Source organism: Streptomyces sp. NPDC026672 (genome assembly GCF_040638185.1).
In the GTDB taxonomy this organism is placed as follows: Bacteria; Actinomycetota; Actinomycetes; order Streptomycetales; family Streptomycetaceae; genus Streptomyces.
This window is the reverse complement of record NZ_JBEZXS010000018.1, coordinates 156,784-167,214: the sequence shown is the minus strand read 5'-3', so window position 1 is coordinate 167,214 and position 10,431 is coordinate 156,784. Positions and strand designations below refer to the sequence as shown.

The 10,431-nt window shown below is 73.9% G+C and carries 9 protein-coding genes and 1 pseudogene; 8 read left to right on the top strand and 2 right to left on the bottom strand.

What is annotated here, in order from left to right:
- Positions 1-127: 127 nt before the first annotated feature.
- The 3 genes from AB0F77_RS22180 to AB0F77_RS22170 all read left to right on the top strand — a co-directional run bounded on the left by AB0F77_RS22180 (position 128) and on the right by AB0F77_RS22170 (position 2,513).
- Positions 128-1,033, top strand: a complete 906-nt coding sequence (locus tag AB0F77_RS22180; protein WP_361951194.1) for an acyltransferase domain-containing protein — start codon at positions 128-130, stop codon at positions 1,031-1,033.
- A 182-nt stretch (positions 1,034-1,215) separates the two neighbouring features.
- A complete protein-coding gene (locus AB0F77_RS22175; RefSeq protein WP_361951191.1) occupies positions 1,216-1,935 on the top strand; it encodes a class I SAM-dependent methyltransferase in 720 nt (239 codons plus the stop codon).
- A gap of 89 nt (positions 1,936-2,024) precedes the next feature.
- A complete protein-coding gene (locus AB0F77_RS22170; RefSeq protein ID WP_361951188.1) occupies positions 2,025-2,513 on the top strand; it encodes a DoxX family protein in 489 nt (162 codons plus the stop codon).
- A gap of 114 nt (positions 2,514-2,627) precedes the next feature.
- Here AB0F77_RS22170 and AB0F77_RS22165 read toward each other — a convergent pair whose 3' ends face one another.
- Positions 2,628-3,248: an RNA-binding S4 domain-containing protein gene (locus tag AB0F77_RS22165; protein ID WP_361951185.1), complete on the bottom strand. Its 621-nt coding sequence runs from the start codon at positions 3,246-3,248 to the stop codon at positions 2,628-2,630.
- 124 nt (positions 3,249-3,372) lie between these two features.
- Here AB0F77_RS22165 and AB0F77_RS22160 point away from each other — a divergent pair, with 124 nt between their 5' ends.
- On the top strand, positions 3,373-4,125 hold the full coding sequence (locus AB0F77_RS22160) for a uracil-DNA glycosylase (protein WP_361951182.1): 753 nt from the start codon (positions 3,373-3,375) through the stop codon (positions 4,123-4,125).
- Here AB0F77_RS22160 and AB0F77_RS22155 read toward each other — a convergent pair.
- Positions 4,107-4,396, bottom strand: a pseudogene (locus tag AB0F77_RS22155) (hypothetical protein). The gene AB0F77_RS22160 and the pseudogene AB0F77_RS22155 sit on opposite strands and share 19 nt — an antisense overlap.
- Before the next feature lie 179 nt (positions 4,397-4,575).
- Between AB0F77_RS22155 and AB0F77_RS22150 the strand changes: the two are divergent.
- The 4 genes from AB0F77_RS22150 to AB0F77_RS22135 all read left to right on the top strand — a co-directional run bounded on the left by AB0F77_RS22150 (position 4,576) and on the right by AB0F77_RS22135 (position 10,420).
- Positions 4,576-5,091, top strand: a complete 516-nt coding sequence (locus AB0F77_RS22150; protein WP_361951179.1) for a hypothetical protein — start codon at positions 4,576-4,578, stop codon at positions 5,089-5,091.
- A 4-nt stretch (positions 5,092-5,095) separates the two neighbouring features.
- Complete coding sequence (locus AB0F77_RS22145; protein WP_361951205.1) at positions 5,096-5,692, top strand: hypothetical protein; 597 nt, start codon at positions 5,096-5,098, stop codon at positions 5,690-5,692.
- Positions 5,693-5,833: 141 nt separating this feature from the next.
- Entirely contained in the window at positions 5,834-6,142 is a 309-nt protein-coding gene (locus tag AB0F77_RS22140) for a trypco2 family protein (protein ID WP_361951176.1), read from the top strand.
- Positions 6,143-6,157: 15 nt separating this feature from the next.
- Positions 6,158-10,420, top strand: coding sequence for a hypothetical protein (locus tag AB0F77_RS22135; protein ID WP_361951173.1), 4,263 nt, complete (start codon positions 6,158-6,160; stop codon positions 10,418-10,420).
- The last annotated feature ends 11 nt before the right edge of the window (positions 10,421-10,431 follow it).

The following is a 10,431-nucleotide window of genomic DNA, read 5'->3' as shown; positions in this document are numbered from 1 at the left end:
CCCTCGTACTGGATGTACTTGGGCGTTCCGACAACGCGGCGAGTGTGCGTGCCAGGCGTCGCGGGCCAGGCGGGACTTTCGAAACACGCCCTAGGGGTTCAAGTGTGCACCGAAGGGGGACCGCGCCGTGCTGCCCGACGCCGACGACCTGCCCGAACCGCTGCTCGACCTGGCCGTACCGCACGAGGACGTCAACGACCTCGTCGCCCTGCGGCGCGTCCTGACCGCCGACCCGGGCGCCGCCCGGCTGCTCGCCGAGTGCGTCGAGGACCTGGTCCGGGACATGGGGGAGCCCGGCCGGACGTCCGACCTGCCCGAGCGGTGCGAGGAGGCCCCGGCGGCGCTCGGCGACCACTTTCCCGTGTACGTCTTCCTCGCCGCGCTCCCGCACACCCGCGCCTACCACGAGACGCGCGGCATCCCCGCCGAGATCTCCCGGCGCACCCTCGCCGACCTCGGCCGCAACATGGCCGTCCACCGGAGGCGCTTAGGCAGGGGCGGGATCCACGCGGTGGACTGGCTCACCCGTCACTTCCGCGGGGAGCTGTACCACCTGGGGCGGCTCCAGTTCGAGCGGGCGCCGCTCGGGGAGCGGACGGCGTCGGCGCTCGCCGCGCGGGCCGGCCTCGACGCCGTACCGGGCGCGCCCTGTCTGAACATCCACATCCCCGACTTCCACGGGCCGCTGACGCCGGGTGCCTGCGACCGGTCCGTGGCGTGGGCGCGGGAGTTCTTCCCGCGGCACTTCCCCGAGGAGCGCAACACGGTCGCGGTGTGCCACTCCTGGCTCCTGGACCGCCAGTTGGCGCGGCATCTGCCGGCCGACTCCAACATCGTGCGCTTCCAGGAGCGGTTCCACGTGGCCTGGGAGGACACGGAACCCGCGGACGACATGCCGGTGCGGTTCGTGTTCGGCGACCCCGGGGCGGCCGTGGGGGAGTTGCCGCGCCGGACGTCGGTGGAGCGGGCGGTGGGGGACCATCTGAGGGCGGGCGGGCACTGGTACATGGGGCACGGGTGGTTCGCGTTGTGAGGGTCGGTGATCGGTGATCGGCGATCGGTGGCGCCGTGGCCGGTGGCCGGTGGCCCGTGGCCCGTGGTTGGTGGTCGTCGGTGGGCGCCGGGTGAGGGCGTGGGGTTACTCGATCGGGTGAATCGGTGCGGTGGGGGAACGGGCGTGCGGAGGCGGGCCGTTGTCCGGGCATGAGGGCTGACATGCGTGAGGGGTACGAGGGAACGGGACCCGGTGCGATCACCCCGGACGGCTGCGCGGTCGAGCTGTACGCGCGACTGCCGGTGGGGGACGAGCCGGACGTCGTCGCGGGGGCGGTGCCCGCCGGGGCGCACATCCTGGAGCTGGGCAGCGGGGTGGGCCGGGTGACGCACGCCCTGCTGGAGCGGGGGTTCACGGTCACGGCGGTGGACGAGTCCCCCGAGATGCTGGAGCGCGTCCGTGGTGCGCGCACGATATGCGCCCCCATCGAGGACCTCGACCTGGGGGAGACGTTCGACGTGGTGATGCTCGGGTCGTTCCTGGTGCACGCCGGGGACGTCGAGGTGCGGCGAGGCATGCTGCGTGCCTGTGCCCGGCATGTGAAGGACGGCGGCTGCGTGCTGATCCAGCGGGAGGGGGAGGACTACCACACGAACCTGCCGCGCGAACGGAGCGCGAAGTGGGTCCCCCCGACGGAAGACGGGGAGAGAGCGGACCCGAGCGGCTTCACCGTGCGGATGGTGTCGGCGGAGCCCGTCGGGGACGGGGTGAACTCGGTCCGCGCGGAGTATGTGTTCCCCGACGCCGTCTGGACGCAGACCTTCCTGGCCCGGCCGCTGACGAAGGAACAGTTCGAGGAGGCACTGGCGGAAGCGGGACTGGAGGTGGACGGCTATCTGACTCCGGACCGGATCTGGGTGCGGGCGGTCCGGGCGGTCTGACAAGTCCCGGTGGGTGGCGATGAGTTCTCGGGCGGGGGCCGGTCTACCTCTGTGACAGCAACAGGGACCGCTTCACCCGGGAGACCACCATGTCCGACTCCACCGCACCCGCCCCGGCATCCGCCGTATCCGCCTCCGCTTCCGTCGCGTCCGTCCGCTCCGGTCAGGTCGTCGCCGAGTCCGCGACCGCGCGTGGCCGACGCGCCCGCATCGCCCTGCGCGGGCTCCAGATCGTGCTCGCCCTCTTCTACGCCGGCGCGAGCGCCCTGCCCAAGCTGATCGCGCACCCGTCGGCGGTGGAGTCCTTCGACAGGATGGGCTGGGGCAGCGCGGGCATGTACACCATCGGCGCCCTCGAACTCGCCGGTGCCGTCGCGCTGTTGGTGCCCCGGCTGCAGTCGGTGGCGGCCGTCGCGCTGAGCGCGCTGATGGTGGGCGCGTTCATCGTCCAGCTCACCGCCTTCGACGGCCAGAACGCGGCGACCCCGCTCATCCTGATCGTCCCGCTGGCCCTGATCGCCTGGGCCCGCCGCGAACAGAACGCCGAACTGCTGCGGCTGGTACGACGGCGGACCTGATCCGCACAGGACCGCGGTGACGTCCGGAGGGCCACGGGGGGGCTCGCCGGACGTCACCGCTGAACGCTCACGCGGGCCGGGACAGAGGGCGGCGACAGGGGGCCGGGAGAGGGGTCACTTGTTCCTGGGGCGGCCGTCCGGGCCGAGCCCGCGCAGGGCCCGCAGGCGCTCCAGCTCACGGCGGTCCCGCTTCGTCGGACGGCCTGCGCCGCGGTCGCGGAGACCGGCGGGGGCCACGGCCTCGCGGGGCGGGGGCGGCGGGCTGTTGTCGACGTAGCACTGGACGGCGACGGGGGCGCCGACGCGCTTGCGGATCAGTCGCTTGACGATGACGACCCGCTCCCGGCCCTCGTGCCGCAGCCGCACCTCGTCGCCGACGCGCACGGAGTACGCGGGCTTCACCCGCTCGCCGTTCACATGCACATGCCCACCACGGCAGGCGGTGGCGCCCAGGGACCGGGTCTTGATCAGCCGCACGGCCCAGATCCAGCTGTCGATGCGGACGCTCTCCCCGCTCCCGGGCCCGGCGGCCTCGGCGGCGGCGACGGCGGCGGCGACCTTCGGATCGAGGGCGACCTTCGGATCGACGGCGCCCGCCTCCCGGCCGTCGGCGCCGGTGTCCGCGGCGGTCCCGCCACCGGCTTGCTCACCGACCTGCTCACCGGCGGCGTCGGTCCCCGCGTCGGGTGTGCCGGTGCCGTGATCGCCGTACTCGTCCGTGTCCTGCGAAGCCATGTCTCCGACCTTAGCTCCCCGGACCTGACACCCCGGAGCGGTTTTCCGCCCCGGGGATGCCCCGCGGTCGAGTGCGAGGGTCCCGGCATACGGTGGGGGCATGAATGGGGGCACGAATGGGGGCGTGAACAGCGACGGCCTCGCCGACCTCGACCGGTGTGTCGCCGGGTGCCGGGCCTGCCCGAGGCTGGTCGCCTGGCGGGAGGAGGTGGCCCGTACCAAGCGCGCAGCCTTCGCCGACTGGACGTACTGGGGGCGACCGGTGCCCGGCTTCGGCCCGCCGGACGCCCGGCTCCTGATCGTCGGCCTCGCCCCGGCCGCGCACGGCGGCAACCGCACCGGCCGCATGTTCACCGGCGACCGCTCCGGGGACGTGCTGTACCAGGCGCTCCACGACGTCGGACTCGCCTCCCGGCCGACCTCCGTGAGCGCGGACGACGGCCTGGAGCTGTACAGCGTCCGGATCACCGCGCCCGTGCACTGCGCGCCGCCCGACAACAAGCCGACCCCCGGGGAACGCGACACCTGCCGCCCCTGGCTGGTGCGGGAGCTGGAGCTGCTGCGCCCGAGCCTCCGGGCCGTCGTCGTCCTGGGTGCCTACGGCTGGCAGGCCGCGCTCCCCGCGTTCGCCCAGGCGGGCTGGACGGTCCCCCGCCCGCGCCCCGCCTTCGCCCACGGCGCCCGGGTCCGCCTGGACGACCTCACCCTCTTCGGCTGCTTCCACGTCAGCCAGCGCAACACCTTCACCGGCAAACTCACCCCCGAGATGCTGAGGGAGGTCCTGCGCACGGCGGCCCAGGAGGCGGGCCTGCCGGAGGAGAACGGACGTACGCGGGGCGTCGGAGAGGTCGGGCGCGATCAGGGACGCCACACGTAGCGGACGTCCGGTTCCCGTTCCTCGTTGTCGGTGCCGTCGGTGAACTCGGCGGCGACGAAGCCGTGCCGTTCGTAGAAGCGGTGGGCGGGCTTGTTGACCTGGAAGGTCCACAAGGTCAGGCCCCGAGGGCGGCGCGGATGTACGCACGCACCTCGTCGTCGGACCGCGGCCGCACGACGGTCGGCAACGCGACGGCGAAGGACCGCAGATAGACCTCGGCGACGCCACCGGCATCCCCCGCGACCGCCCGCCGAAGAACCACCCCGCTCACGACCGCAACCCCCCGGCGCCGACAACCCGCCAACCGTACAACCACCCCGGACCGACGCCTCCGGATTCGTCCCTCCCACTGCTCACTTATGGCCGGAATCGCGCTCTTTCGTAGCCAAGTGTGACGACTCACCCTGTGACCAGGGGCGTTGGCGATTCGGCAGGCGAGGGGGAGCCGCGATGACCGAGCCGTTGTACGTACCGGTCCTGCCGGCCCGACGGGGCGCCTGGAGCGCCTACGCGCAACTGGACGTCCGCGTACGGCGTCGCATCGCACCGCTGTGGACTCTGGTGCCCCGTGTCGGTCCGGAGCGCACACGCGGTGAGCGCGCCGTGCCGACCGTGGACGGGGACGGCGAGCAGCCGGCACTCGACCACTGGCTCACTCCACGCATGGACCAGCTGATCGAGGCCGTGGACGGAATGCCCGGCTGGGTGGACGCCGCCCATGTCGAGGGCGGTGTGCACGGGTCCGCGGTGAGCCTGTGGCGGCTGATGACACGAAGTCGCCTCCGCCTGGTGACCGGCCCCGAACGCGATCCCGCACTACAGCGGTACGCCGCCGATCTGGCCTTCCTCAGCGGGCGCGGAATGGGAGTACGCGTACTGGTCGACACCATGGAGGAAGGAGGGCCTCGATCGACGGAACTGCTGAACTTGATCGACCGGCTCTGTCTGTCCCCCCCTCCGCACTGACCTCATCCTGGACGTCGGTGCGGTCGAGGACACGACGGAGGCCGGCAAGAAGGCCGTCGTGGCACTCGACGCACTGGGCACGCTCCTCCCGTGGCGCACGGTGATCCTGACGTCCGGTGCCTTCCCCCGCACGCGGGACGACCCCGGTACGGGGTCCGTCCACGGCGCCCCGCGTTACGACCGACTGCTCCATCAGGCGGTCCGTGAAGCGCGCCCCGAGTTCCCGAGGGCCTTGGTCTACGGGGACTACTCGGTGGAGCACGCCTTCAGCGCCGGCATCCCTCAGGTGCCGCCCCCGAGACCGCGCTGGGGCCTGCTGCGCTACACCACACCGGACGCCTTCGTCATGGCGCGGGTCCCTACTGGCGGCCCAGACCGCGCCGACCGGGTCCGGGCCACGGCCCGGACGATCACCCGATCCGACACGTTCCGCGGACCCGACTACAGCGAAGGCGAGCGCTGGCTGACCGAGTGCGCCGAGGGCGAGGGCTCCAAGGGCTCGGGCAACGCGGAGTGGTGGATCAGGGCGGGACACGCCCAGCACCTGAGCTTCGCCGTACACGAGTTGCTGACCGGCCGTCGGGCGACGAGGGGCGGCTGAACTCCCCCGGGACAGGCACCCGGTGCCGTGCACGCGGGGGCGGGTGTCCGGTGCGATCAGTCAAGTGGTGTTCATGAGTGGGTGTGACGGGCGACAATGTGGCGCGTCGGGATCAATGGCTTGGGCGACGGAGGCTGGGGCGTGGCGCGGGACGAGCACGACGAGGACTGGTTGGACCTGGCCGACGCCATCGATGTGCTGCGCGATCAGTTGTCGGAGGCGCAGCGGCGCGGCCAGGACTCCCAACTGCGCTTTGTCCTCGGCGAGATCACCGCGGAGTTCGAGATCGAGCTGGTGCGCACGCGGGGCGGCGGCGGGGCGCTGCGGTTCGGCGTCGTGGAGGCCAACGCCCGCGGGGAGCGCTCGGCACGGTCCGCCCAGCGTCTGACCCTGCGCCTGAACCCCGAGCAACGCGGGGGCGGGAGCGTGGCCGTGGGCGACGTCGAGTAGCCCGGCGGCATTCGGATGGAGCAGAGACAGGTCGTCCAGGTCCGCAGCGCTGCGGGCTTCGGCAGCGGCTATCTGGTCGCGCCGCGGCTCGTGCTGACCGCCGCGCACGTGGTGCCCCCGCCGGGCCCACCGGGGGAGGTCACCGTCGCCTTCCCGGAGTCGGACACGCGGTTCCCCGTGGTCGTACGGTGGTGGGGGCTCGACGAGGGCGGTGTGGACGCCGCCCTGCTGGAGGTCCCGGCCGGGGTCAGGGACTGGGTGCCGCCCGGCACGCTGCGCGGCGCCCGGGGCCGGCGGCCCCAGCGCTGGGGCCGTTGTGTGACCAGCGGGGTCGAGGTGTCCGTCGCCGCCACGGGATTCCCGCGGATGCAGCGGACGGTGGCAGGCCACGGCCCGGAGACGGTGGTCGAGCGCGGCCAGGTGGCGCTGATCGGCAGGGTCAGACCGCACGGTGGCGGCGCGGCCTTCGAGATCCTCGACGACGTCGGCCTGCCCGCGTACGACGCCACCGGGCTCGACCCCGACACCGCCCGCAGGACCACCCACTGGTCCGGGATGTCGGGCGCGGCCGTCCTCCTGTCGGAGGAGAAACTGCTGCTCGGCGTGGTGTGCGAGGACCGCAGACCGGACCGGGGCACACGCCTGACGTACACCCGCAGCGAGGACCTGCTGGCCCACGCCGGTTTCCGCGCGGTGCTCCGGGAGGCGACCTCGGTCGACCCGCAGCTCGAACCCGCCGAACTGGGCGGCCTGTTGGAGCCGGCACCGCCCCGGCTGGAGGTCGCCTCTCCCGCCATGCTGCTCCGGGCCGACGCGGAGGTGGTCTCCTTCCACGGCAGGGAGGACACGCTCGCCGAGCTGGAGCGGTGGTGTCTGGCGGACCCCGACGGCGCCCCCGCCGCCCGGGTGCTCACCGGCCCCGGAGGACAGGGCAAGACCCGGCTGGCACGGCGGTTGATGGCGCGGATGCGCGACCGGGGCTGGGTCGCGGGCCAGGTCCTCCGCAGGCCGGGGGGCCTGCGGCCGCTGAGCAGGGTCCAGCACCCGGTGCTGCTGGTCGTCGACTACGCCGAGACCCGGCCCGAACTGGTCAGGGAGCTGTGGGAGGAGACCCGGGAGTCCGGGCATCCCGTGCGCCTCCTGCTGCTCGCCCGCTCACTCGGTTCCTGGGCGACCAGGGCGACCGGGCACCTTCCCGAGACCCGGCTGCACGCGCTCAGCCCCGACGCCGACGACCGGGAGCGGGCGTTCCGCACGGCGGCCCGGGACCTCGCCCACCGCCTCGCGGAGGTGACCGGCGGGACGGAGGTCGACTGGCCCGGACTGGCGGACACCCTTCCGTCCTCCGACCGCCTCGGAGCGCACCTCGGTACGATCCCGGGCGCGCACCTCGATACGGCCGTCGGCGCGCAGAGCGGTGCGGCCCCTGGCACGAACGTCGGTACGGCGCTCGGCGCACACCTCGGTTCTGCGGCCCCCGGCCCACACCTCGGTTCCGCGCCCCCCGGCCCACACCTCGGCGCCCACTCCATCGCCGAGACCGCCCTCACCGTGCAAATGGCCGCTCTGGCCGCGCTGTTGCGCCATGTGCGGGTCCCCGAGCGGGACGAGGGCGCGCTGGAGGCCCGGCTCCTGGCGCACGAGAAGACGTACTGGGCGGACACCGCCGGCGGGCGAGGTCTGGGGGCCCGGGACACGGAACTGCTCGAACAGGCTGTGGCGGCGGCCGTCCTGTGTCCCGCGCAGGACGGGCCGGAGGCACGGGCCACCATCGCCCGGCTGCTGCCGGACGAGCCGGCCCGCTCGGCGGACGTGGTCGCCTGGCTGCGCGACCTGTACCCACCGCCGGAGGGCCGCCACTGGGGCCGGCTGGAGCCGGACCGGCTGGCGGAGTTCCACGCCTCCGAGCAGATCGTCCGCGAACAGGAGCTGCTGCCGCGGCTGTTCGCCGACGCCCCCGACCACCAGCGGGTGCGAACCCTCACCGTCCTGGCCCGGTCCGCCGTGGCCCACGCCAACGAGGGCCGCACGAGGGAGGCCCAGCAGGTCGTCGACCGGCTGCGCGAGGTCCTGCGCACGGTCCCGGCACGGGCGCCGCTGACCGCCGCCATGCTGCGCGCGCACTCCGACGCGCTGCCGCGCCAGACCCATGTGCTGCGCGACTACGCACTCGATGTCGCCCGTGAACTCGACCGGCTGTGCCGGGACACGGGCGACGACCCGCGGGCGCTCCGCGACCGTGCGTGGGCGCTGCACAACCTCGCGGAGCGGCAACTCGAGGTCGGCGCCTGGGAGGAGGCCGGAGCCGCGGCCGAGGACGCGGCGGCCATCCGCCGGCGGCTCGCGGACGACGGGACGACGACCCACCGCACGGAGTGGGCCGACTCGCTGCTGGTGCTCTCGCGCGCCGCGCGCGTCACCGGGCGCCTGACGGAGGCGTACCGGTCCGGCGAGTTGGCGCTGAGCCTGTTCCGCGAACTGGCCGCCGAGGACGCCGACGAGAGCGGCGATGGCCGGGACGCCCACGCCACGGACGACGGCCGGGACGCTCGCGACACCGACACCGACACCGACACCGACACCGACACCGGCGACACCGACACCGGCGGGGAGTGGGAGAAGCGGCAACGCGGCCTGGTCCGGGCGCTGCTCAACCTGTCACGGGTGGTCTGGCGGCTCGACCCTAGCGCCATCCCCTTCGACCAGGTCGCCCTGTCCGACGCCCACACGGACGAGGCCGTCCGGCGCGCTCGCGACCTGGCCGCCGACCACCCCGACCTGGACCCGCTCCTCCTCACCGCCGCGCTGACGGAACGCGGCACGAACCTCTGGCGGTTCGCGCGCCACGCGGAGTCGCTGTCGCTGAGCGAGGAGGCGGTCCAGACGTCCCGCCGGCTCGCGACGGAGAACCCGGACGCCTGCTCGGCCGACCTCGCGGACGCGCTGCTCGGCCTCGCGGTCGCCTACGACAACGCCGCCCGGCCGCCCGGCGATTCGGCGGCGCTGGAGCACGAGGCGATCGCACTGCTGCGCCCGCTCGCGCAGGACCTTCCCGAGGTCCACCGCCCCAGCCTGGCCCAGACGTTGCACAACCTCGCCTGGGACCAGTTCGACGACGGCGACCACGAGGCCGCGCTGCGGACCGTCGGGGAGGCGATCGAGCTGCGCAGGGCCCAGGCGCGCGACACACGCGGAACCGGCGTGTCCGGCCTGGCCCACTCGGTGAGCACCCGCGCCACGTTCCACGCGCGTGTCGACGACCACCGTGCGGCGGCGGAGGGTTTCGAGGAGGCCCTCCGGATCTACGCGGGCTCCGAACTACCCCTCAGCGCGGGCGACTTGAACAACCAGTCCGGCATCGCCCTCAAACTCGTCGCCTCCTACGACGCCCTGGGCCGCTCGGCGGACGCCCTCGCCACCCTGAACGACGCCCTCGCCGTCCGCAGACGGCTGAGCGCGTACGCCCCCAGCCTCTACACGGAGAGTCACGCCACCGGCCTGCACGACGGCTCCGACCTGTTCTGGAGGCACGACCGGCCGGTGGCGGCCCGCATCCTGCTGCGCCAGGCGCTGCCGCAGTACCGCAGACTGGCGAGCGGCACCGAGGAGGGACGCCAGGGACTGGCCTACTGCCTCCACGACCTGGGCACCAGCTACGCGTCGTCCTGGGCGACGGCCGGCCGGGCGGTTCCCGTGCTGCGGGAGGCGTACGAGCTGCGCGTCCACCTGGCGGCCGGTGACCCGCAGCAGGAGGCGAACCTGTCCGACACCTGCGCGGAGCTGGGCCACGCGCTGCTGCGGACGAGCCGCTTCCCGGCCGCCGCCCGCGTCGCGGAACACGAGGTGCGCCTCAGGCGCGGGTTGCTCGCCGTGGACCGGGACCGCCACGAACGGCTCCTCTGCCACGCACTGTTGCGCCTGGCCGACGCGCTGGCGATGGTCGGACGGCCGGAGGCGGCCTGGCGCGCCGCGCTGGAGGCGGAGCGGGCGTGCGCGGCACTGCCCGCCCGCCGCCCCGGTGAACCGGCGGACAGGACGGCGTGGTTGCTCTACCGGCTGGGCGGGACGCTGAGCCTGGCCGGCCGGCACGACATACGCCTGGCCGCCCGCGGGCTGGAACCGGCACGGCGGGCCGTCCGCCTCTACCAGCGGGTGGTGGAGCGGGAACCGAGCAGACAGGCCGATCTCCGCTACGCCGTCGCCGGCCTCGCCAGGGCTCTGGACCGCGTGGGCCGCCACGACGAGGCCGCCGACGTACGGCTGCGCAGAGGGGTATGAAGTGCGCGGAG